Here is a 23,618-nt window from a genome sequence, read left to right as displayed (position 1 = left end):
TTACTCCTTGATTGACGCGGCGGCGTCGTCGAGTGCCTTCTGCGGATCCTTCGAGCCAGTGAGAGCCTCCTGCATCGCCAACCAGATCGCTTTCGAGGTGTCGGGATATGCAATGCCCAAGTCAGAGGTACGCCCCTCGGCCGCCGTGATCGCCTCAACCCAGGGCACGAGTGCGGGATCCGCTTCCGCCTGAGCAGCGGCAGCATCGGCGTATGGAAGAATGTACGACTGTCCGTCGGCCCATGCCTGCAGATTTGCCGGATCGATCATGCATTGAGCGAACTCCGCGCTAAGCGCTTGGTTCTCCGCGCTGCTCGCCACAATTTCGATGAACTCGCCGCCCAGCGGGCTCGGTGCCGCTCCGCCATCCACGCCCGGGATCGGAACGACGCCATAGTTTATGCCCGCCTCGTCGAGAGCTGAAAGCTGCCACGTCCCGTTTACCATCATTCCGGCCTTCCCGGCCAGGAACTGGTCGCGCACATCCTGCTGGTTCGCATTGACGACGGAGGTAGAAGCGGATCCGCTTTGCACGAGATCAGCCCACAGTGTCAGCGCGCCTACGGCTTCGGGCGAAGAAACGTCGTCAAGTGTCGCTCCCGAGCCCCAATAGAAGGGTAGGAACTGGAATGTGCCTTCCTCACCACCGATCGCGGAGAAGCTGATGCCCTTCACATCCCCAGAAGTCAGGGACGCCGCGCTTGACGTCAGCTCTTCCCAAGTTGTGGGGGGTTCGACACCAGCCGCCGCGAGAAGATCCTTGTTGTAGAACAGCGCCAAAGTGTTCGACCCGATCGATGAACCGTACGTCTTACCATCCAACTGCGCCGACGCGAGAATGTTCGGAAGGACATCGGTTGTGTCAAGACCGGACTCTTCGTTGTCAACCAGCAGCCCGGTGTCGGCGAATTTCGCAACGGACGGGTTGTCGAGGATGATCAGATTTGGAGTGGTCTTCGAGGATGCTGCCTGCAGAAACTTGGTCTCGGTATCGGGATCTGCAGTGCGCTCGATCGTGATTTTTGTCTCTGACTCACAGCCGCTGATGAGCTGGCCATAGGGAGACGCCTTGTCGTACTGGGTGAAGCTGTCCCAGAGAGCGAGCGTCCTGGCGGACTCGCTCGCGCCCCCTCCTCCCGAGCTGCAACCTGTCAGGGCGAGGCCAGCAGCGATGGTAGCGCTCACGATTACGGCTGAGCGAGAACGGCAAATTTTCACGGTATTCCTCTCTGAATACAACTGATCGACGGTGATCGTGTCCGCGAGTACGAGCAGCGTTGCTGCAAGCGAACAATTGGGAGCCTAAACGAAATGGAGAACCGGTTCAATGAATTTAGAGAACCGGTTCTCCGCCGTTACATTTTCGTTACATTGGAGGGCCGAACTTCTTAGGGTCCGACCAGGGAAGGAGCAAAGACCGACCCGCGCGGACTAGCGGTACTTCCCCGCTCATGGAGCACAGCGGGCAGCAGTTCGACCTGTCCAGGCTCAGACCCCGCCAGTTCGTCGAGCACCCGGTTGACGGCACGCTCGACCATTTCGTTGCCCGGCAAATCAATGGACGTGATCTGTCGCTGCAGCGTGGCCACCACGGTGCGCGGCGCGAGCGTAATAACGGAGCAATCGTCAGGCACTGACACACCACGCGCTTGGAGGCAATCGAACAGCGGAACGACAACGCTCGGGGCATGAGCGACTATGCCGGTGAGCCCTGGCAAGCGTAACCTCGCCACCTCTAGCCAGTGATCAACACCCGACGGAGAACTGTGCTCGCACGGCAGGCACACGCCCGTAATTCCACGCCGCCGACTCTCTTCAAGAAATCCGTCGCGGAAGCGAAGATGAAAGTTGATCTCGCGGTCGTACGCGCTTTGAGGAGGACCAAGGATCGCGATGTTCTGGTGTCCCAGTTCAGCGAAGTGCGCAGCACACGCGCGGCCGGCAGCGTCGAAGTCGAGATCGATTGCGCTGAAACCTGTCGTATCTGCGGGGATACCAACCAGCACCGTCGGCAGGCCGATGGAATGAAGTGTCGGCAGCCGCGGGTCGTGTTTTCGCACGTCCATGACGATAAGTGCGTCCGCGAGCACATCCTCGTGCAACTCGCCTTCGCCCTTTCCCATGATCAACACGTCAAATCCACGCGATCTGGCGGCATACATCGCCGCTCGCACGAATTGCATGAATACATCGATGTCCTCCTCGTACGATGAGGTGTCGACAGTCGCTAAGAAGCCGAGGATATTGGTGCGCCTGAGCGCCAACGCTCTCGCCATGGGGTCGGGTCGGTAGCCAAGCTTGGCGACACTCGCCAGCACCCGCTGTCTCGTGGACTCAGGAAGTTTCTTGTTACCCGAAAGAACGTACGACACGGTGCTCCGAGCAACTCCAGCATCCGCAGCGACATCCCGAATGTTTACCATTCGTTAAGATTATGGCTAAACCTGCCACCGCGCGGGTCAGGCCTGCCGCCCGATAACTTTCGAGACGAGCGGTTGACGTGGTCGGAAGGGTCGCGCGCGAAATTGATTAGGTAGTCGAAGCCCGCCCGGCCTTGTGGACCGCGTCGTGCTTTTCAGCCCACGGCCACGCGCTGCCGCAGGCTGCGGAGGCCAAACATGCTTTATTGCCTTATCGCTGGAGGACTCCCACACGTGCGAGTCTGCTTCCGGCGAATCGAATGATCCTGGCACAAGCGCCGAAGAGCAACAAGAAGTCGTAGGCCTCGTTATCCCTCAAACTGAACTCTTGGCGGTCACGAACTCGGGCAACCAATTCTTCCTGAACCCTGTCAGTGCCCCGCGGGACGACTACTCAGGCTCATGGGCCACCCGCTCGGAAACCTGACGCAGCGGAGCGAGGTCGCCAATCCCTAGAAATTTGTCCCGTCTTTCGCAGCGGTCTGAACAGGCCGCACGCTGCATCGAGGACCTAATTCTCGGACCTAGCAAGAACACCAGAAGAGACCGTGGGGCCATCGTAATCCGTGGTCGACGCTCGCCAACTGGTCCATGTGCGTAGCCGCGACCCGGAACAGAGATTCAATGCTGGCGGCAATACCCCAGATGACGCGCTGCCGCCACCGTGGCGGCACCGCCTCCAACCTTCGTCGTTCGCGAACGCCCTGTCCAAGAGCGCGGCCGTGCCGGGCTCACCATCTCGCTGCGTTGGATGTAGTGCCGCACCCTGATCTGGTGTCCGTGTGGCCGAGCAGCTCCGGGGCGAGCTTAATGCCGGCGTTGGTATTGGCCGCAGAGGCAACGGTACGGCGAAACAGGTGGGGGGCGCTCCATTGATGCCCGCTCCCGCGAGCAACCGTCGCAGTTGACGACACATTCGCGATCGTCAGCGGCGTGCCGTCTCTGGGCTGGAACAGCAATGCATCCAAGCCCAGACTCCCGACCTTGGCGAGCCGCTGGCGGACAGGGTTCGCGGTGGCGCTGGGGATGGCAACAACGCGAGTCGACCTGGCGGTTTTAGTGTGGTCCTGTCGGAACTTCTGCTTACCCTTGCGGCTGACGATCGTACCGGGCGGGCGGGCGCATGGAGGGCACGGGCTAGTGACGTCAACGTGGAACGCGAAAGTTCGGTGCTGCGGGCGAAGGCCGCCACGCTACGAGCGCCCGGCTCATTAGGGCTGCTGGACGCCGGGCTCTTCCATCGATCCACCGAATTCTTCCCATTCGACGTTCCCGATAGTACCGCCGAGCAGACAGAAGGACCACGAGTCGCCATCGGGATACATGTGGTCATCGGGGATCGGATTGGGATCGTGTTCATGGATGACGATCCACCACTTCCCGTCCGGACGGTGCTCCACCTGGTCGAGGTCGAGAGTCCGCGACTTTGGCAAGTCACCGAACGGGCTTCTCTCGATGGTCCGTGCCGAGCAGAGAGCGAGCGCGTCGAAGTTCTCGATGGGGTCGGACGGGGCGCGGGGCGCAGCGGATGGCGTGGCCGTTGCGGTCACCGTGAGGCTTGGGCCCGGCACCTCCGCGGCGGCGCAACCCGCCAGAACGAGCGCCGGAGCAAGCGCGGCAGCAAGCGCGGTAGCAATCGATCGAAGTTGCGCCATGTTTCAATTCCCTGTCGGGCAGACGGGAGGCTGCGGGTTTGAGGCGTCGAACGGCTCGATCGCGCTGAGGGCAGAGAGGTCGTCGACAGGTTTCGAGCCCGAGCAGTATCCGCCCGCGATCCAGGTGACATCCATAATCGTTCCCTCGAGTGCGCAGCGCCCCCACGATTCGGTCCCCAGCCCGGGGTAGTCCGCAGCCACCGGCGACGTGTCGGTTCGTTTGAACAAGACATACCAGCCGGAGGAATCGGTGGGCTCGACGGTCGCCTCGGCGAAAGGAGTGAAGCTGGAGGAGTAGCTCCCATCCATCGGGGGGCTATAGATTCGCGCCGCGCAGAGCGCATAAGCGTCGAGCGCGTCGATGCGTGATTCGGGCCCGCGGACTTCAGGCGATGCGGTCGCCGTAACCGTCACGGTCGGTCCGGGAACCGCTGCCACCGCACAGCCGTTGAGGAACAGCACCAAAGCGCCGAGCGCCACTCCCTCGATGAACCGCACTGATCTCCCCTTGCGTTGTTGTGCACATCGTATACAGGGAGGGACCGGGCGGCAGCCTCCCCAAACGGGTGTGGGACAGCCGATGCTGACTCAGCGTCAAGGGTAGACATCGGTCGGTCGACGTAGACTTCGCGGGGCAGGACCATTCGTCGGATCGTCAGATCAACTCGGGCGGCGCTCAGCACCTGCACGCGGGTCGGACCATATAGGTCATGATCCTGCGGCGACCGCGCACTGCCAGACATTGAGTCGTTTGCCCGTCCGAGTGGTTCCGTGACAGGGGCGAGAGTGGTGTTTGCCTCACTCTGAGGGCGAGCGCCCGGCGCCGGCATCCGTGCTCTCCGACAGCGCATCGCGCAGCTGCGCGCGGGTCGTAATCCCGAGCTTGGGAAAGATCTTGTAAAGGTGACCTCCGACGGTGCGTGGCGACAAGTACAAGCGCGCGGCGATCTCTTTATTCGATCGGCCTTCCGCGGCCAGCTCCGCGATCCGTGTCTCCTGTTCGGTCAGGTCAGCAACGCGCACGGCGATCTCTCTCTGGCACGCGCGAAGCTCGCGCTGCACCCGATCCAGCCAGGCGCCAGCCTGCACACTCTCCAGATCGAACTGAACGCGAAGTAGGTGGCGGCGCGCTTCGGCCGTACGGCGTTTGCGCCGCAACTGCTCGGCATAAACGAGCCGCAGGCGGGCGGCTTCGTACACGAAGGGAAGGGATTCCGCGCGCAGCAACAGTTCTTCCGTGGGCGCCAAGGTCGTTCGCGCCGCGATGATCGCGTCGCAGGCAGCCACCACGAAATCCGCGCGTTCCGAATGCAAACGTTGCAACCCTCGACGAAACTGCTCCACTCGCGAGACGGCCTGCACTTCCTCGTGCACCATCAGTGCGTAGTCAACGAAGTCGAATAACTCCATGGGTCCGCACGGTCCGGTCGTGAGGTTGAGAAGGTCGGTCTGCCGGGTGGATAGAAGGGCCATCGCTTGGTCGTAATTGCCCTGCGGCCCTTCGATCATGACAACAGCAGAGTCCACTATCGCCCGCAATCGATGCGAGTGATGCAGGATTGGCTCAGCCAGAATACGGTCCACCCGCTGTCGTGCCGCTATCGCATCCCCCTGAAACGCTTCGGCGAATGCATACGTCGCCTCGGTAGCAATCCGCTGGACCGGCATGGGGACGATATCGGTTGCCTCGCGCGCGACCGTCACGGTCGCCTCGAGTTCCTTCCAGTGCTGAATGTGCGAAAGCATGAGAGACAGGTGAGTCGATTCGGTTGCCCGCACGAGTCGGTTTCCCACACGTCTGGCGAGCCGGCGGCTGGGCGCCACTGAATTCATCAAGCGCATATTTCGCAGTGCGTCCAGGATCATCGCCACGCAAACGGCGACCTGCGACCAGCCCCGCCCATCGCTTGCGGCCGTGTAGTCGAGATGGGCCCGGACCGGGGCGTTGAGGGAGCTGATCGAGGCCGCGACGGCGGCGACGTGCGGGTGCAGGACCGGAACAGAGGTGCACGCCTGGAGGAAGTCCTCCCATGCGGCTCCGTTTGCGCCGACCAGGTTGACCAGCGCGAAGACCGCGAGGGCTTCCCCGGCGTCTTCGGAACCAAGGGAATCGTTTCGCAACCGACCGAGAATCGTCGCAACGGCGGCCACCGGATCGCTCTCGACGAGCGCCTGCCGGAGTGCCCGCGCGGGGGCGCTCTCGCGGAGGAGCACTCGGGTGTCAGTAGCGGTGAAACGCTCCAAAACCCGCTCCGCGACCCGGAAGTCGCCGTCGCAGGCCGCGATATTCGTCGCAGCGGCGGCGAACCCGGCCGCTGCCTCCGGCGTTGAAGCCGAAGAGGCTGCGCTGACGAGACAGTGCACCGCCCATGAGGGACGGTCTGCTCGCGCGAAAAACTCGCTGGCAGCGACGAGGTCGGATTCCTCGACGCGCGCCTCGGCGAAGAGCAGGTGGAGGGCACCACCGTGGGGCGGCGGATGCTCCGAGAAGCACACGCCGCCGGCGATCAGGTGGTCGTCCGAGTCAGCTGCGGCCAGGACCACCAGCCGGTGAAGATCCGAGATCCACGAAATGCGCCCGCGCTCGGCGATCTCAACGAACCGGGTCGCTGCGGCAGCGTCCGGTTGAATAGCCGAGGCTCCACCGCCCTGAAGCGCGAACGCGAGCAAACGCCCTCGTAGGTCAGGCGCCATCGAGCGAAACTCGGGGACGAGCGCCATACCCTCAAAGGTCAGGTCGCTGATCCGCGGGAGAATCCCGAACCAATGGTCCGAACGGCTAACGCGTTCGACCACTCCCGCTGGCATCGACGCGGCCCCGTACAAGTCTTCGAGGTGTCGGAGAACGAGAGCGGACACCCGAGGCGCGTCGCTCTGCGAATACGGCCGGGTAACCATAGTCGATGATATGAGAAACCCTCACCCGAGCGCACGGGGGCTGCCCCCCAACGTGTGGAGTTTGGGCTCCCCCATCTCGCAGTCCGCCGGACCTTCGACGACCTGCCGATGACTCGAGCGAGTCAATTGACTCTTCGGAACAGGAAACACGGCGTCAGATCATCGATTCGTGGGCCTCGTCAACCTCTCCAACCTCCGGGTCAACATCCGCTCACCCAACTCAAGCTCTCGCCGGTCTCATCCGACGAGCAATCGAAAGGAAACCGAAATGAACACCAACCAGGAAGTAAAGAACGTCGTTCTGGTTCACGGCGCATTCGCCGACGGATCAGGGTGGCGTGGCGTGTATGACAACCTGACCAATCGCGGCTATCGCGTCTCAATCGTGCAGAACCCGCTCACCTCTCTGGAAGATGACGTCGCCGCCACCACCAGAGTTCTTGATCTGCAGGAGGGCCCGACCATCCTTGTCGGGCATTCGTGGGGCGGCACCGTCATCACTGCGGCAGGATCGCATCCCAACGTGGCCGGGCTGGTGTACGTGGCCGCGCTGGCGCCCGACTCCGGCGAGAACACAGCGAAGCAATATCAGGGCTTCGCTGAGACGCCCAAGTTTGTGATCGATGTCGGTGATGACGGATTCGGCTTCCTCAACCACGACACGTTCAAGGTTGGTTTTGCTGCGGATGCCAGCGATGACGACGCCGCATTCCTCCGTGACTCGCAGGTACCCATCAATATGTCGGCGTTCGCGACCCCGGTCGAGCATGCTGCCTGGCATGACAAGCCGTCCTGGGCCGTAATCGCCACCGAGGACAATTCCTTCGACCAGGCGATGTTGCTGCACATGGCTACGCGGGCCGGGGCCGAGGTCACTCGTGTGTCGGCCAGCCATGCTGTGTTCATGACGCAGTCCGGGCTTGTCTCAGACGTGATCGACACTGCCGCGCGGAATTCTCTCATCCGCGACCGGTGAGCACGCCGCCCGCATATCGTCCCGGCCGGCTCGCGTCTCTCGCGGGTCGGCCTTTACCTTCCCACAAGGATGACCACATATTTGCCCATCCATTCGAGGTCACCCTTCAGATCCAGCTCCTCGCAGCAGCACTCGGCGAGCTTCAGGCGCCCCTCGTTTGACGGCGCGTGAGAAAGTTTGCGTGCGCACATCCACAAGGTGGGAAGCCCGTCCCCGAGCGATCGGAGACAACCGGAAACAACGTCAGCGCCTCGAAGAACCAAAAGTCCCAGTAACCCATGTGGTTCCGGAACGTTGCGGTCGGGCTGACGGAATTTGAAACTGCGACCTCTTGGAAGATTCGGCCCGTTTCGGGGCCGCTCCAGTCGTGTCGGGAGCTCACGGATTCCCTTGTGTCGACGGGGAACCAGGCAGTTCGGTGCTTCCGATTGCACCGGATCGATTCCAGTCGACTGCGGGTGATTGCGATGAGTAAACGGTGTGATCGAGGGCATCGAGTGGGGTTCACCAACGATCGTGATGAAGAGCCACTGCCGTACTCGCGTGGAGGCCCCGGAGCGACACGCGCGCTCGTCCACTGCAACAAGCGGCCCAGAACTATCGTTCGATTCCCGAGAGGCATTCGTATGAGCTGCCCGCACGCTGGAACACTCCCCGGCTAATCCGCCATCCCAAGGCATTATCGCTTGAGCCGAGCACTTCGGACACACCATGAGCTAGACCACCCGTTGCTCCCTTAGCTCGACGATTTCCGCCTCCGACATTCCAAGCACCCTTGTGAGCACATCGTCGGTGTCTTCGCCATAACACGGCGAATGCCGGTTCTTCGGCCCACCGATATGGGTCGGCGTCTCGCTGAAGGTGACGGGAAAGTCTTTCGCCGGCCAGGAGCCGAACTCCGAGTGCTCGAGCTCGACCAGCCACGCAAGGGCGCTGAGCTGCGGGTCTAACTCGACCTTGTCATGCGCATCTTGTGTCACCCCCGCCGGCACTCCCCGCGCTTGGAGAGCATGCATGAGTTCGTACCGGTCCCAGCGCGCCGTATAGGTCTCGATGAGCCGATCCAGCTCGTCCTGATGTTGCAGGCGTCCCTCCAAAGTGCTGAACCGGTGATCGTCGTTCAGTTCCGTTGCGTCGAGCACCGCCAACAGCGCCAGCCAGTGCACCTCTGTGAATGCGGAGATCGCCACCCAGCGGTCTCGGCCCTCCGCACGGTAGGCACCATGTGGGGCGGCAGCCTTGAAGGGCGAGCGGTTGCCATACCGGCGCCACGGTCGGCCGTTGACGGAATAGTCCAGCAGCGCTGAACCTTGAAGGTAAATACCCATTTCCACCTGCGACGAGTCGATCCAGCATCCCTCCCCCGTCATGTCCCTGCGGTAGAGCGCCGCAACCATGGCTGTCGCCATGTTGTAGGCACCGAACCAATCAAGATACGAGTACCCGATGCCGGCGGGGGGCCACGGGCTCGGCAATCCCGACATCTCCGTGAGGCCCGAGAATGCCTGCGCCGTAGGACCGAATGCCTTTGCGCCGCCGTAGGTTCCATGCTGTCCGAGGCCTGACTGCTGCACATAGATGATCTTGGGATTCACCTCGCGAAGCCGTTCATATCCCAACCCCATCCGGTCCATAGTTCCTGGAGAGTACCCCTCGATTACGAAGTCGGCGGCGCGAATGAGATCCTCGAGCACTTCCTTGCCCCGAGCCGACTTGAGATCAAGCGAAAGGCCGAGCTTGCCGGTATTAATCTCGTTGAAATTCGCCGACTGGTTGACGCTCGTCTGCTGCGGGTAGCGCATCGGTGCGATTGCGGCGTCGCGCTCGGCTCGATCGGGGAAGGGCATGCCGGCGAAGCGCATGCCGTCAAGCCTGGACATGTGCTCCACCTTGATCACCTCCGCACCCATCGCTGAGAGGAATCGCCCAGCGCCCGCCGAGGCCAGCATCCAACTCAGGTCGACAATGCGGACCCCGGCCAGAGGCAGAGGAGCGCCATGCACACTCTTCGGTGAAGCCGCAGGATCGGCTGCCCGGTGCGGCCCGGAGACTGTGAGCGGAGATGCGACCGCTGCCTTCCAACCGTCCTCTACCTCGGCAGTATGCTCCCCGAGCAGCGGCGCTCGGCGCTCAAGGCTCCACTCAACCTGCTCCGAATACCAGCGGGCGCCGACGTAGGTGAACGAACGCCCGAGTTCAGGATGCTCCACCGTCGTGTAAGTGTGGCGCATGAGCCAGTGCTCGTCGGCCACATTCTCCTCTGGGTTGCGCACGGGCGCCCAGGTGAGTCCCTTGGCGAGCATCTCTCGCCAGAGGTCGTCCTCGTAGCGCGTCCGTCCGATGAGCTTGTCCATCCGGTTGGCGATGCGATCAGCGTTCGCCACCCGAAACGCCGGGTCTTCCCACTCCTCAGAATCAAGCTCGCCCTGCATACCGTAAGCACGAAGCGTCGCGATATCGGCTGACCAGCTGTCCGGAAAATTCTGCACATAGGTGGTATATGGCATCACATAGCGACCATCCTTCGTCGGTGCAATCGCGCGGGTCGTGAGGATCGGAGATGCGTGGCGGCCTGTCTGTCGGATGTAGGGGATGCGCAGTGAGATCCACATCGGATGATCGCTCTCAGTGCATGCTGCCGCCGCCTGGTGAATTGACTCCGTAAGGTACTGGCCCCGCCCACTGACTAGACGGTGACAGGCTGCAGCGATGATCGACATCACCATCTGCTCGCCGGCGATGTGATAGGCGTGCCACATCTGCGGGGCGATTGGCGGGGTCTCGTAGTCCCCACTCGGATCAGGGTCGTAGCCAGAGTTCATCATCATGCCGCCGAGCGCAAGGTGCACGAGGTCGCTCCCCTGGTAGTCCGCCCATGGCCCGTCTTCGCCGAAAGGCGTTATCTTCGCGTAGATGAGGCCCGGGTTCGTCTCGCGCATGGCCTCCGCACCCAGCCCCCGCGACTCCAGGTACCCTCTTGGTCTCGTATCCAGCAGGACGTCCGCAAGGGCTGCCAGTCGGCGGAACGTTTCTACCCCTTCGTCCGTGTCGAGGTCGAGCACGATGCCCCGTTTGCCGTGGTTGTAGTGCCAGAAGTAAAGGCTTCGATCGGGATGGGCAACGTCGTCCAGGAACGGACCGTAGGCGCGTGTCTCCTCCCCTGCGGGCTGCTCCACCTTCACGACATCGGCCCCCAGGCCGGCAAGGAGCTTTCCGGCATACTCACCGAGCTCGTTCGCGACTTCGAGAACACGCAGTCCCCGGAGATAAGTGTTGTCCTCAGCTTGAGCCACGTGCCACTCCTTTGTAACGGTTAGCATCCAATACCACCGGGGGGGCGCAGGGGATGTCATTGGGCGCGCACCCCAAGAAGCGCTCCTCCACTTGGGTGCCGACACGAACCTTGTCTGCAACTGTTGTCCGCGATGATGCGCGACAGCTACAAAGAACCGACGGGCAGGGTCGAACCACCGATCCTGCAGACGTCACATCGAGGAAAGTGAGTCGCAAATGCCATCCAGACTGGCTCCTACTCGGGCCCCGGCCATTTCAGGACTCGGGATGACCGAGCTAGGAAAGGTGTACGGCAAGACCGCTGCAGAATTCGCCACCGACGCCGTCGTGCGGGCAGCCGCAGACGCCGGCATCACCCTTGGTGAGATCGACGGGTTGCTGGTGAGCAGTGGCATTCAGGAGAACATCGGCCTCAGGATTGCTTCGGACTTGGGGCTTACCGACGTGCGGATGCTGGCGGAGGTGAACTCCTTCGGGGCGACCGCCGTCGCAATGGTGCAGCAGGCGAGTCTCGCCGTTATGAGCGGCGCCGCAACAACGGTGGCCTGCGTCTTCGCCGACGCTCCACTCGTGGAGAACCGCGGATCTGGCGGCGCCTACAGCGGTTTCAAAGCATCCGGTCTCGGAGGGTATGCACTCGCATCTGGCATCAATTCGGCGGCAGCCATGTACGCGCTCGCCGCCAGGCGACACATGGAGACCTACGGGACTACGAAGCAGCAACTCGGGGCCGTTGCAGTGTCCACGCGAGAGTGGGCGACGATGAATCCCCTCGCTCAGTTCCGAACTGCGCTCACCATCGGCGACTACATGGACGCGCGGATGATCACCGACCCTCTGGGGCTCTACGACTGCTGCCTGGTATCGAATGGCGGCATCGCGGTGATCGTCACCTCAGCCGACCGGGCACAGCACGGACCGCACCCCGCCGTGAACGTGGCGGCATGGGCCCAAAGCCACCTCGCTCAACCAATGGACCGCGAGGGTGGTTTTGGAATCGTCACCGGCGCTGCGGATGCCGCCCCCCGATTGTTCACGATGGCCGGCATCGAACGTTCCGAAGTCGACGTTGCCCAGTTGTATGACTGCTTCACCTACACGACACTGGTGACACTCGAAGACTATGGGTTCTGCAACAAGGGCGAGGGAGGCGCCTTCGTTGAGAGCGGGGCGATTGCCCCGGGAGGATCCCTTCCGGTGAACACCGGCGGGGGCGAGCTGTCGTCCTACTACATGTGGGGCATGACGCCACTGTCCGAAGGCATCATCCAGGCGCGCGGCGAGGGAGGCGAACGTCAAGTCGACAAGCACGACCTTGTACTCGTCACCGGAAACGGCGGCTTCTTCGAGCACCACGGTGCTCTCCTGTTGAGTCCCAATGTCACGATGCGGGGGGATCTGGCCTCATGAATACCATAAAGCGTCTCCCTGTCCGGCGCGACGAGGCGTCCGCGCCGTTCTTCGAAGCAGCACGCGAGGGGCGCCTCCTACTGAAGCAAGGGAGCGACGGCACATACCTTGCACCAGGTTCGCGGCTGGATCCCGCAGATCCGACCACGGAGCTCAAATGGGCCGAGGCCAGCGGCACTGGCCAACTGCTGAGCTGGATCGTAGGTCGGGATCGGCCCGACGCCACCGGCGCACAGCCCATCGTCTCGCTCGGCGGTCTCATTGCACTGAAGGAAGGCCCCTGGATCATGGCCCCGATCGCGTGCGATGACGTCGACGCCCTGCGCGCCGGTCTCCCGGTCTCAGCCACATACCCCGCTCCGCTCGACGGAGAAATCCTCCCCGTCTTCCGAGTTTCATAGATTCCCGTCAACGAACATCAATGGAGATGAAATGACACAAACACTCACGAAAACGCCGAGCGAATGGCGCGCCGGGTGGCAACCAGCGGTCGCCGCAGCAATCGGCTGGGGCACAGCCGGGGTGATGATCACTAACACGTCGTCGCTGTTCATCGAGCCACTCATCGCCGAAACGGGATGGTCGTCGTCGCAGGTCCTGCTGTCCCCGATCATGGGCGTGGTTACCGCCATTTCGACGCCGTTCGTGGGCAAGGCGGTCCAAAGGTTCGGCCCTAAGAAGGTCGTGTTGTTCGGACTACTCGGACTCGTCGCGACAATAGGGATCTTCGTTTCACTCCCGTTGAGCCTCGGCGTCTACTACGGTTTCGGACTCGTTGCTGGCATGTTCGTCGCCTCAGTATCCATGGTCCCGTGGAACCGTACAGTCGTCAGCTGGTTCCGAAAGAGTGCCGGTAAGGCCCTGTCGCTCATGGGCCTCACTGCGGGATTGTCGGTTGCGATCCTCTCTCCGATCCTCGTCTCGGTGATTACATCTTCGGGATGGCGAGCCGGATACCTCGTGATCGCCGGCATCCTGCTTGTGGTCACCGTCCCTGTCTCCCTGTGGGGAATCCGCATCCGTCAGGAAGTCCACGTTGATCCGGTTGACGCGGAAGAGAACGCACCAATCATCGTGGAGGAGGTCGATCAGCAGAAGCCTTTGACCACCCTCGGCGCGGCCGTGCGGAACCGTGACGTGTGGGTGCTCGGCCTGGCGTTCGCCTTCATGGTCATGCCAGTGGGCGGTTTCCTCGCCAACATGTTCCCCGTACTCAGCACGGGCGGACTCGACCCCGCCGAAGCAGGGACGATCCTCTCGATGTTCTTCATCGCGGCGGCGCTGGGTCGCGTCGTCTCCGGCCTGCTCCTCGACGTGCTGCCACGCTATGTCGTCGCTGTCTCCTTCCTTCTGCTTGGCGCCGTCGGCGCTCTGCTGCTGGGCCTTGGGGTTCCACTGACGTTCGGGGTGGCATTCGTCGGAATCATCGCGTTCGCCGCCGTCGCCGGCGGCGAAATCGAAATGATGGGGTATTTTATCCTCCGCGAACTGGGCGAACGGAGTTTCGCCATCGCCTTCTCAGTGATCGTTGTCATCTTCAGCGCCTGTTCCATCGGTGCGCCGTACCTCTTCAGCATCTTCCGCGACACCACGGGGAGCTACTCAGGAGCCCTCGTGGTCGCGGCCGTCATCTTCGTCCTTGGCGCTGTCGTCTTCATCTGGCGCGCGGCCACAATCCGTCACCGTCTGCCGCTCGGACTTGTGAAGGAATCCGACGAGGCGGTCGTGCAGGCCTAGTCCCCCGACACTTCGGGCAATATGCTCAGGAGGGCGAACTTGAGGCGCCCTCCTGAGCTCCTCTCTTGGGGGGTACGAGCTGTGCTGACCGACAAGGTGACCAGCGAGAACGGGCACATAAGCGCCGATGTGGACTGGCTTCGCACGTTCGCCGCGCTTGCGCGGCAACTCAACGAGAGTGAGGATATCGCCGAGTTCTTCCGGCGCGTGGCGTACTCTGCCGCAAGGGTGACTGGGTGCCGCTCCGCGCTGGTGATCTGGGGGGCTGGTTCAGAGACCGTCACCGGGAGTTACGGGTTACCGTCGGACTACCTGGACCACTGGATCGAGGAACCCGAGTTCGGGCAGAACTGGACTCCCGTGACTGAGGCATGGCAGTTCGGCGTCCCTGTCACCGTTGAAGACATTCGGGCCGAACCACGGTTGGGGTTCTGGCAGGATGTGGCACACAAGAGCGGTGTCCGCTCAATAGCAACGTTCCCTCTCGCTACGCGTGGCGAGGTGCTTGGCGTGCTAAGCCTCTACTTCGCAGAGCCGCACGTGTTCGGGCCCGTCGAGATGGACGCGGCGGCTGCGGTTGCCGATTTCGCTGCCGCAGCGATCAACGCGTCCGTGCTGCAGACCGAGCGGGCGACACAGCTCGAAGCACTCGAACGCAACCTCCGTGACCGACTCCGGCTCGAACGGTTCTACAAGGCGCTCACCGAGGCTTCCCTCTCGAGAGCAGGCATCGAGTCACTCGTCGACACGGCAGCCGCGGCGGTAGGGGTTTCAGTCGTCGTACTCGACCCGAACGGTCGCACGATCGCGGTGGGCGCCCCAGACGGTGCGCCCCATCTTCCGGGAACGCGTGCTCCAGATCTGGCAGCCCGTCCCGGCATGACCGTGCTTACTCGCCCACTCACAGTTCAGACCGCACAGTTGGGCACCCTGGTTATCTCCGCTGCGGAGTCGGACGACACCACTTCGGCGGTGCTTGGATACCTCGGCATGGCGCTCGAGCGGGAACTCGCTGTGCTCGCCCAGAACGAACAGGGACGCGAACGCGTTCTTGATGACCTCCTCGAGCGTCTGCTGTCAGCCGAGCACCCTCACGAGCTCGAAGCAGTGAAGCATCTTTTTACGACTCATGACTTCACCCTCGACTTCCCAATCCAAATCGCTGTAGCGTCCACGGACGCAGGGGACGGCGACACCGACGTCACAGCGCGCGTGGCGTTAACGGTTCGGCCTGGCTTGGGCCAGAGCGGCGCCTTCGTCTCGCGTCTGGGGCGACGGCTTGTGGCCTTGCAATCCGGCACTGAGCGGGAGGAGAGCTTAGGCACCGCGCTGTCCCTCGCTCTCCAGACACAGCGCGGATCTTGGACCACAGTGAAGTTTGACCGCGTGGAAGACCTCTCAGACCTGCAGGGTGTCATCCGAATCGCGAGCAAGTTGCTCGATCTCGCCGACCGCCGACCGGGATCGTCGGATCTGATCGACGGCGGCCGTGTGGGCGTCGCCCACGTCCTACTTGAAGCATCCGAGACCCCGAGCCTTACGCGATTCCTCTCGAGTGTGATGGGTCCGCTTCGAGAGCATGACGCCCGCCACGGTTCCGAGCTGGTAAAGACCCTGAGTGTGCTTGCGGCCAGCGAGTATCGTCATCGTGAAGCCGCGAGCGCGCTATTCATTCACCCGAACACGCTGGGATACCGCATTGGAAAGATTAGCCAGCTCATAGACCGCGATCTTCGTCTGACATCATCGATGGCAGAAGTGCATCTGGCGTGGATCCTGGACCAAGCGCTGTCCGAGGGCAGAGACCGATCTATTACGGAGATCGGTCTCTAGGATCGCCGGCGGCTGCGACGACTCAGTCCACCTAAAAAGCAGATGTCCCAGCAGAGGCTTTCTATTGTGTCGGGCTGACGTGATTTGAACTCGCGACTCCTTGGAGGATCAGGCCCTATTTTGGTCGTTGCCGGTTGTCTTCGAAAACTCGCGGATTCCCTTGTGTTTACAGGGAACCGGGCGGTTCACTACCTCCGATTCTACTCGGACACATCCGGTCGGATCGAGATGAAAGTGATGAGCAAATGATGACGTCGGACGACGAAAGTACATTAGCGGAGCGAAATGACCCTGGGTCCCGTCGACAAACTCGTGCGTCCGATTCCACATGATGTCCTGGGTCGGGAGTAGCTCGGTGGGGCCGGAAAAGGTGTGGCACCGGATCTCCCCCTTCGAGGCCCTCGAACCGCAACTGCGATGAGCGGGCGTTTAGACGGCGGTGTACGCGCCGCGGATCAACACGTAAGCGCCAGTCATGAAGCTCGCCTTGCGGAGAGCAGGAAGGTCGTCACGTTAGCCACTTCTTCCGGCTGCCCCAGGCGGCCGAGCGGGTGCGTGCTCTCCAGCCCGTTCAAGATGTACTCAGGTGCAATCTCGACCTGACGACGTTCGCCGGTGACCGGATCTCGGCCAATGCTGATGAAAAAAGTAGCAATTGGGCCCAAGAAACGCGATCGGCTAGGGCGATCTCCCTGCTGCCAAGCGCGGTGATGCCGGTGATACCCGAGCCGAGGCGGAAGCCGCGCGGACCGTCTCCTGCGCGTAGTACCCGTCAACGGAGTGGACGGGGGATCGGTGGCCGCAGGTACTTGTAGCCGTTTCCTACGCTCATAACCCTCACGGAGACCGTCACGTCAGGTAGGTAGTGCGCACAGTCCTGAAGGAAGAGGTGAGAAACTTGTGGAGTGAATCTTGACGAGCTTCTCCAGGTGATGGACCGTGCTGCAGCGAATCTTGCCAAGCTTCAGGCGATCTGGGATCGCGCCCAGCCAATGATCCCGTCAAGCCCACAACGCGGCACAAGCCGGGAGTACGAGGACCTACGCCGGGCGTGGACGCCTTTGCTCTCCGGCTTACCTCCCATCGATGGGTTGACGGTGACCGAAGAGCTTCCGGACATCGACGAGGCTGGCCAATCATTCATTGACTACTTCGAGATCGGCGAGCCTGCCTTCGCACTGATGAACGAGTTGGAGAAGCCCGGCCATCAACTCGATGAGTACCGGTTCAGGCTCGCCCAAGCGCGACGTCGAGCAATCCACGACCGCTTGGACGAACTCACCTCCACGATCAACGGAACACTTGCCCAGCTCACTGAGTCAGTTGATCCCAACTCACCGGGTCGTGTAGATGATCCCAAAACGAAGGTGGTTGAGGACTCGATCAGCGAGATCGAGCGATTGCTCGGCGACACCACCGATAGGAAGGGGCGATGGGGTGATCTTCACAGGCATCTCCACTTCGGTCAGGGCCACGATTGGCACGACATCGCCGAGATGGATTGGCCGTCTGTTCGCGAGGACATCGAGGCCGCAAGTCTCTCTGAGACGGACCTACTCCCGGTGCCAGCAATCGACCTCGGTGTCGCCGCCTCGGCAAGACCCACAGGGGGCGCAACCACCGGCCTCACCTGGACGGCGGTCGATGACGACAAATTTGAACGACTGCTATTCGACCTGCTAAGGGGATTCCCCAGCTATCAAAACGTCGAGTGGCTCATGAAAACGCGTGCGCCTGATCGAGGGCGGGACCTGTCAGCCGAGCGAATTATCAAGGATGACGGTGGAACGACCCGCATTGAGCGAGTGATTGTCCAGGCCAAGCATTGGACGACGAAGTCCGTGGCCCCTGCCGACATCATGAACACACTGGCCGCGCTCCCCCTCTGGGAACCGCCCGTCGTTCGAACCTTGGTAATCGCGACAAGCGGACGCTTCACCTCCGACGCTGTGGCGATCGTAGAAAAGCACAATGCCGACGGCAAGCTCCCGTTTATCGAACTCTGGCCAGACAGCCGACTCGAGACGCAACTGTCTCAGCGACCAGACCTGATCGCGAGCTACAGTCTTCGCTCTTGAGCGCGGCCGTACCCCTCGGGCTCAGGCCAGAATTGAGATCTGCCGCAGCATACGCTGCGACCCGGCGTCAGTCGAGCATTGCGCATGAGCCATCCCGATCTGGCGCGCTTCCGTTCCGAGCGTCTCAGACATGCTGGTAGCGTCCAAGCATGGATGCGGGACAGCCACCAGCTGGGAGCGGCGATGACGCGCAGCGCGTGCGCCGTGAGCTGGTTATCGCGCTGACGGGCGCCTTCGCCCAGTTCGGATCGGTAGCTCGTGAGGTTGCGGTGAACAGAGAAGTCGATGAATCTCACCGCTCGCGCGTCATGGCTTCCGGGCTCGTCGCCAGTATCGGATGCGAACTTCTTCAAGGAATCGTTGTACTCGCCGATACTCGGTGCGCCTACGCATCAGCGGCGTTGGTAAGGCAACTAGTTGAGATTGAGTACCTTGCCTGGGCCGTCTCGGAGGACCCGGAGGACGCGATCGACTGGCTGCGTGCGGATCACTCGCGTCGCCTAGCCTGGTGGCAGCCGGGGAAAATACGGCAGCGTGCGGACGGGCGGTTTCCGAACTCCGACTACCGGAATCATTGCGAGGCCGGTGGACATCCGGTCGCTGAGACAGCGCCCACGATTCTGGACAACCGGTCGATGTGGGTCGAGTTGTCTCTCTACGAGGCGTGCGTTCATGGCACTGCTGCCTGGCATTACCTATTGCATGCATTCAAGGAAATGGGCGACCCAGCCCCTGTTGGGGAGGCGCATGAAGCCGTAGATCGCCTCTGGTCCACCTGGAAGGCGGTTGATCCGCTCGCTCAACTTACGCGCCATTCGAGTACCTGAAGGAGGGCTGACTGCCCTGAATGCATGCCGGGGCGAATGTTGTGCCCCCCAGCGAACCCAACAGCGGGATCGGAGCATCCTGCGACGACAAGGTAATTCGGTATGAGGGGAGGTCATAGTCAGGCTTCTCGTGCGAAAGTGACGGCCTAAAGTCGCGCAACGAAGTCTTGGATAGCCGTTCACCCGCTGCTTCTTCGGTAGTTTCCACGCCTTACAGGATGTCAGGTGCAGCTCATAAAGCCTCGGACCTCGGAGCCGACTTTGGGACTGAGTTTGCCCGAACGTTCGCCCTTGCGGCGCAACCCTTCAACCGATCAGTTCCGGACAGTCAACCACTCGGTCGACACCGACGCCGGCCGTAGGTCCGAGGACACTGTTCGCTGGTGACGTCCGCGCAATCAATCTTTGTGGAAAGTAAACCAGTCCTCTTCAATCTGAGCCTCCACTTCGATGAGTCCCTGGAGGGTCGTTTCATCCTGCGGTTGGTGAGCGACAAATCGGGAGATTGCTTTCCTCGCGGTTTCGAGGGCCTCCCTCTGCGCTGCCTTGCCACCTGCATCGATACTTCCAACCTCGTCCGATATCCAGATGTGGTTAATAACCCTGACTGTGGCTCTCACGATCTCACCCAGTTCCGGATCCGGCAGAGCGTAGGTCTTGCCTGTAATTGAGGCTGAGAGGCCCCTTTCCCAGGAGTAGTGCCCGTGTGTCTGGTCCGGATCGAGACTCCACGTGGATTCCAATTCATTGAGCAACTCAAGCAGCTTCTCTGCGTGCGGCAAGCCTTCGATGTAGAGCGCGTTTGCGAGCTGTTTTCCGAGCAGACTTGTGAGTGTGCGCGCTCATCTGCCAGGCGCTTATCGGCATCGATTCGGTCCTCGTCGCGTAGCTGGTCGCAGGGGTTCCTTAAGAGGATGACGGCTGACCGATAAGAGAACGCTCCGCCCGCCCTCGGAGCGCCTCTAACGTTCGTAGTGGCTGGCGCCGTCCAAGCGACCGCGCCACGCGAATCATCACTAAGGTGGCGTCATGATAGCTTCGGCATCGCTGAGCGATTGGTTGGGCGCCCAGGACTGGGGTAGCGTCCCGGACTGGTTCGCCGCCGTCGGGACTGTTGGTGCGTTGTTGGTGAGCGCTCTGATTCTCGTGCGCGAAGTTAATACTCGAAGGCGGGAGCCTGCGGATCGGTTCATGACTAGCTTCGACGACGATTCGAAAGTCGTCCACGTATTCAACGGCGGCTCGATGCCGGTGCACTCAGTCACGGTCTGGTATGCCTATCAGAATAAGGATGGATCTCCCCCGGCTCATATGCTGCCGGCTCGGGCCAACGGTGCGAACAGAACGCCAGACCTCGCGCCTGGTGAGTCCCTAGCCGTTCCTCTCCACATCACGCCGGGTTTCCCTTTCCGCGTCAACAGGTACGAGATTTTTGTCGAGTTCACCGATGGGACCGGACGAACTTGGGAACGGAATTTGCTCACTAGGAAGTACGTGCGTCCGAGCAGCCGACTCAACGTCCTAAATGGTTGGAAGCACGACATGTGGCACGCCGACCCTGGCGGTGGCGGCGCGAGCTCGGATTGGTGATAGCGCGGCCCGAGTCACTGAGCAGGGGTGACGTCATCCATCGCAGCCCGGATGAGACCTCCTTTTGTCTGCGCGCTCGCGGACCAACGCACCAAGGGCGGCCGGTCTGCTCCTGATCCAGGGCGTACTCATGGAGGGCGGCCGTTCGTCGCGGTCCTCGTTACTCGACCTTCAAATGCCGCTGGCATCCATAGCCCGACACGCAGAAGTCTTCGCGCTGTCCTACTCGCAGGAGAATCTCTATCTCATGGGGGGCATGAGATAGAGATCTTTGCGACGTTGCGCGCCCTCGGCGCTACCGGCCTGCTGCGTAGCCGGTTGTGGGGTCTGGGGCTCTCCCCAGTTAACTGCATTGTGACGCTCAGGGTACGGGTCCCAGCTGAGCGCTGTCGGGGCGTCCTTCTCTTGCAGCCGTTTAAGCAGTCGCAAATGGCTCGGCTCGATGCTGCGGGGTCGTGACGATCCGGCGATGGCATTTGAGCAGGATTCAGGGCTAGCGCCATTGGTCGCAGCAACAGTATCTTGCAGAAAAGCTCAGCATCACCCGAAATGCAAAGGAGCACGCGGGCATGCCCACAAAAGAAGAACTTGAACTGGAGAAATTGAGGCTCGAGAACGAGACGACGCGAGAAACCCTCGAAAAATCGAAACTGGATAGAAAAATCGCTGAAAAGAAGGCGCATGACGACCGCGAAGCCGCGCGCCTCGCGCGCGAGAAATCTCAAGCCGACGCCGAGGTAGCCCAACTCGTTGCCCAGCAAACAGCTGAGACAACCAGAATTGCCCAGGACAAATCCAAACTCGACAACGAGACAACCCGTCTGTCGAACGAACAAAAGATTCGCGAGCGTAAGCAAGCTGACTACGAGTCCTTGGCAGCGAAAGTTGCTGCCGCGGTTCCGAAGTTAAGTCAGATTCCGGTAAATACCGTCTCCGTGCCTGAGGGCTATGCGTTTCGTGAATCAGAGAATGTCGGGCATGTCCTAGATGCCGTTGCTACCGAACTGGTAAACGACCTGATTGCCTCCAAACAACTGAATGTCCCCAATTTTCCGAAGCTGGTGATAACCAGCGACCCAAATCTGGCGCAATCTTCCGTTGCGTTCTATTCAATGAAGGCCGAATTCGCGTCCCTCGTGAATCAGTCTGGGTCTCTCCACGACGCCGCCTTCAAGCTTGTCGGTTTGGAGGCGCCTGGCGGAACGACCCCGTTCACGGTGCCGGGAGTGGGCGATATCATCGCCGCTGGAGTCGCGGCAACCGCAACTGTGGTGACCGAGGTGGCGGGCTTGTTCGCTACCGACTCGTCCCTGTCCAACATGGTGAGCGAACCCTCCGAGTTCGCCGTCCACGCGAGGCTAGTCCGCCGCCTCCTCGGGTCTGTTGCCGGTCTCACGGTCGCGACGGATAAGGTGACGCCAGTCGCCGGAACTTCACCCTTGCTCGAGCTTCTGCAGGGTCTCCTCGCAGCATATGACCGACTCGCTGACGCGACTGTCGCACTGCAGGCGAAGATCAACGTGAGCACAGGGGACGACAACGTTCCACTCCTGGTCCAACTGGAAGCGATGAAAGCAAGAGTCACGGCGGTCCGAACGCGGATTGAAGCGCTCATTGCCAGGATCACAACTGTCCCAGCGGGTGGGGGCGCTCCACCTTTGACGGAAGCAATAATCCTTTCAACTTCTGCTATCGCCGCCGCTCAGACGTCCGTGCTGATTGTTGCTCCTGCGAAAGCGTACACGGACCAAGTGGTGGTGAAAAGGCGGGTGGCAAGCCCTCGAATATCCGTGTCGACGTACATCGATCTGCCCTTCATCCTCCTGCAGGATGGTCAGATTGTCTGGTCAGGATGTCCGACAGCCCGTACCGGGTTCACGTCCTCGTTCAAACGGGGACAAGTGCACGTGGCTGAGCTGAAGGGGTTAGCTTTTCAGACGGCCGCGCCGACGCTGGCCAGCCCTGCGAAGGAAGGCGGCGCTCCCCAGACATAGGTCAATATCTCGAGATCACTCCCACGTTATCGAGTTCACTGACGGATCGACGGCCTATATGCGCTTGCTAAGAACGACGGCCCTGTCGGGGTCTGTATTCCCGACCCCGCGGGTCGACTGCGGATTCCGGCCCCGCGGGCTCAGCTGCGCGTTCCCGCTGAACGTTCCTAAAAGCACGGAGGCGGAGCATCGACGCGCCTCCGTCGAATGCACGGATGTGCTGCGGAGTCCATGCACGTCAGCGTTCGCCGCGGATTGGCGTGTGGGACTTTGACCCAATGTGCGTGACCGTCTACCTGGACAGCCGGAGTGTCGTCACCCCTTGAGTGCAGTTGCATCGAACCCACTCCGTTCAGAGCGGCTTCATTCGAATTCACTTCTTTGTAGAGCTGGCGATACTAGAGCGCATACCCTGACCTCATGAACAAGGACGCACGTTACAGCGACAACCTCGACACTTTGGTCGCCCTAACGACCTACCTCGCTCTGACGTCGTCTGAGAGCCGCACCGCGAGGAATGTCGCAAATGACCTCTCACTCCCTGCAGATGATGTACGAGAGACCCTCCTCGCCTTTCCCGCAATCTTTCGGCGAAGCCGGAGGGTGTCTGACACCAACGAGCATTATTACACGCTTCACGCCCGGTATGCGATGCGGCCGCAGACCAGAAATGGGGAAGCTGGAAACCCAACCGAACTGCGATCGGATTTCGTGTCGACGCTGTTGGATTTCATTTCTCAGCAAGCCGCCCAAGAGCGCACGCTCGATCAATTCCAACACCAGTCCAAGCAAGCCCGTTTCGGCATCGGCGTGGCGGTGCTTGCCGCGCTCGTCGCCGCGGGCGCAAGCGTGGCGTCCGCGATTATCAGTCAGTAGGCACACAGTGGATAGAGTGCTCGCAATCTT

At 61.5% G+C, this 23,618-nt stretch carries 16 protein-coding genes; 9 read left to right on the top strand and 7 right to left on the bottom strand.

The features are described from left to right. From AC1C2N_RS09355 to AC1C2N_RS09335, 5 genes are all read right to left on the bottom strand, one after another. Window positions 1-1,185 (bottom strand): sugar ABC transporter substrate-binding protein, encoded by a 1,185-nt coding sequence (locus AC1C2N_RS09355; RefSeq protein ID WP_495433789.1) that lies wholly within the window; start codon window positions 1,183-1,185, stop codon window positions 1-3. A gap of 203 nt (window positions 1,186-1,388) precedes the next feature. Next, complete coding sequence (locus AC1C2N_RS09350; RefSeq protein ID WP_495433788.1) at window positions 1,389-2,423, bottom strand: LacI family DNA-binding transcriptional regulator; 1,035 nt, start codon at window positions 2,421-2,423, stop codon at window positions 1,389-1,391. Window positions 2,424-3,631: 1,208 nt separating this feature from the next. Further along, complete coding sequence (locus AC1C2N_RS09345) at window positions 3,632-4,075, bottom strand: hypothetical protein (RefSeq protein WP_495433787.1); 444 nt, start codon at window positions 4,073-4,075, stop codon at window positions 3,632-3,634. 3 nt (window positions 4,076-4,078) lie between these two features. Next, window positions 4,079-4,573 (bottom strand): hypothetical protein, encoded by a 495-nt coding sequence (locus tag AC1C2N_RS09340; RefSeq protein WP_495433786.1) that lies wholly within the window; start codon window positions 4,571-4,573, stop codon window positions 4,079-4,081. Window positions 4,574-4,873: 300 nt separating this feature from the next. Beyond that, on the bottom strand, window positions 4,874-6,319 hold the full coding sequence (locus AC1C2N_RS09335; RefSeq protein ID WP_495433785.1) for a LuxR C-terminal-related transcriptional regulator: 1,446 nt from the start codon (window positions 6,317-6,319) through the stop codon (window positions 4,874-4,876). Window positions 6,320-7,241: 922 nt separating this feature from the next. Here AC1C2N_RS09335 and AC1C2N_RS09330 point away from each other — a divergent pair. Next, entirely contained in the window at window positions 7,242-7,949 is a 708-nt protein-coding gene (locus tag AC1C2N_RS09330) for an alpha/beta hydrolase (protein WP_495433784.1), read from the top strand. Window positions 7,950-8,665: 716 nt separating this feature from the next. Here AC1C2N_RS09330 and AC1C2N_RS09325 read toward each other — a convergent pair. Beyond that, window positions 8,666-11,242 carry a CaiB/BaiF CoA transferase family protein gene (locus AC1C2N_RS09325; protein ID WP_495433783.1) on the bottom strand — a complete coding sequence of 859 codons (2,577 nt, stop codon included), beginning with the start codon at window positions 11,240-11,242 and terminating at the stop codon, window positions 8,666-8,668. Between the two features lie 268 nt (window positions 11,243-11,510). Between AC1C2N_RS09325 and AC1C2N_RS09320 the strand changes: the two genes are divergently transcribed. The 6 genes from AC1C2N_RS09320 to AC1C2N_RS09295 all read left to right on the top strand — a co-directional run bounded on the left by AC1C2N_RS09320 (window position 11,511) and on the right by AC1C2N_RS09295 (window position 19,128). After that, entirely contained in the window at window positions 11,511-12,653 is a 1,143-nt protein-coding gene (locus AC1C2N_RS09320; RefSeq protein WP_495433782.1) for a thiolase family protein, read from the top strand. Continuing rightward, a complete protein-coding gene (locus AC1C2N_RS09315; RefSeq protein WP_495433781.1) occupies window positions 12,650-13,054 on the top strand; it encodes a Zn-ribbon domain-containing OB-fold protein in 405 nt (134 codons plus the stop codon). The genes AC1C2N_RS09320 and AC1C2N_RS09315 overlap by 4 nt, the downstream gene beginning before the upstream one ends. Window positions 13,055-13,085: 31 nt before the next feature. Beyond that, window positions 13,086-14,390 (top strand): MFS transporter, encoded by a 1,305-nt coding sequence (locus tag AC1C2N_RS09310; protein WP_495433780.1) that lies wholly within the window; start codon window positions 13,086-13,088, stop codon window positions 14,388-14,390. 81 nt (window positions 14,391-14,471) lie between these two features. Next, window positions 14,472-16,223 carry a GAF domain-containing protein gene (locus AC1C2N_RS09305; RefSeq protein ID WP_495433779.1) on the top strand — a complete coding sequence of 584 codons (1,752 nt, stop codon included), beginning with the start codon at window positions 14,472-14,474 and terminating at the stop codon, window positions 16,221-16,223. A 1,097-nt stretch (window positions 16,224-17,320) separates the two neighbouring features. Further along, on the top strand, window positions 17,321-18,301 hold the full coding sequence (locus AC1C2N_RS09300; RefSeq protein WP_495433778.1) for a restriction endonuclease: 981 nt from the start codon (window positions 17,321-17,323) through the stop codon (window positions 18,299-18,301). 149 nt (window positions 18,302-18,450) lie between these two features. Further along, a complete protein-coding gene (locus tag AC1C2N_RS09295; protein ID WP_495433777.1) occupies window positions 18,451-19,128 on the top strand; it encodes a hypothetical protein in 678 nt (225 codons plus the stop codon). 398 nt (window positions 19,129-19,526) lie between these two features. On the opposite strand, the gene AC1C2N_RS09290 is transcribed toward AC1C2N_RS09295, so the two are convergent. Next, entirely contained in the window at window positions 19,527-19,910 is a 384-nt protein-coding gene (locus tag AC1C2N_RS09290; RefSeq protein WP_495433776.1) for a hypothetical protein, read from the bottom strand. Between the two features lie 1,377 nt (window positions 19,911-21,287). On the opposite strand from AC1C2N_RS09290, the gene AC1C2N_RS09285 reads away from it, so the two are divergent. Together AC1C2N_RS09285 and AC1C2N_RS09280 are read left to right on the top strand one after the other, a co-directional pair. Next, complete coding sequence (locus tag AC1C2N_RS09285; RefSeq protein ID WP_495433775.1) at window positions 21,288-22,712, top strand: hypothetical protein; 1,425 nt, start codon at window positions 21,288-21,290, stop codon at window positions 22,710-22,712. 420 nt (window positions 22,713-23,132) lie between these two features. Beyond that, a complete protein-coding gene (locus AC1C2N_RS09280; protein WP_495433774.1) occupies window positions 23,133-23,588 on the top strand; it encodes a hypothetical protein in 456 nt (151 codons plus the stop codon). The last annotated feature ends 30 nt before the right edge of the window (window positions 23,589-23,618 follow it).

Source organism: Mycetocola sp. Y791 (genome assembly GCF_059445325.1).
This window is presented reverse-complemented; position numbering and strand designations above follow the sequence as displayed.

What these genes read in the sequence shown, in the direction of transcription:
- AC1C2N_RS09350 (WP_495433788.1), bottom strand. Translation starts at nt 2,423, where the DNA reads ATGGTAAACATTCGGGATGTCGCTGCGGATGCTGGAGTTGCTCGGAGC.
- AC1C2N_RS09345 (WP_495433787.1), bottom strand. Translation starts at nt 4,075, where the DNA reads ATGGCGCAACTTCGATCGATTGCTACCGCGCTTGCTGCCGCGCTTGCT.
- AC1C2N_RS09330 (WP_495433784.1), top strand. Translation starts at nt 7,242, where the DNA reads ATGAACACCAACCAGGAAGTAAAGAACGTCGTTCTGGTTCACGGCGCA.
- AC1C2N_RS09320 (WP_495433782.1), top strand. Translation starts at nt 11,511, where the DNA reads ATGACCGAGCTAGGAAAGGTGTACGGCAAGACCGCTGCAGAATTCGCC.
- AC1C2N_RS09315 (WP_495433781.1), top strand. Translation starts at nt 12,650, where the DNA reads ATGAATACCATAAAGCGTCTCCCTGTCCGGCGCGACGAGGCGTCCGCG.
- AC1C2N_RS09310 (WP_495433780.1), top strand. Translation starts at nt 13,086, where the DNA reads ATGACACAAACACTCACGAAAACGCCGAGCGAATGGCGCGCCGGGTGG.
- AC1C2N_RS09295 (WP_495433777.1), top strand. Translation starts at nt 18,451, where the DNA reads ATGGATGCGGGACAGCCACCAGCTGGGAGCGGCGATGACGCGCAGCGC.
- AC1C2N_RS09285 (WP_495433775.1), top strand. Translation starts at nt 21,288, where the DNA reads ATGCCCACAAAAGAAGAACTTGAACTGGAGAAATTGAGGCTCGAGAAC.
- AC1C2N_RS09280 (WP_495433774.1), top strand. Translation starts at nt 23,133, where the DNA reads ATGAACAAGGACGCACGTTACAGCGACAACCTCGACACTTTGGTCGCC.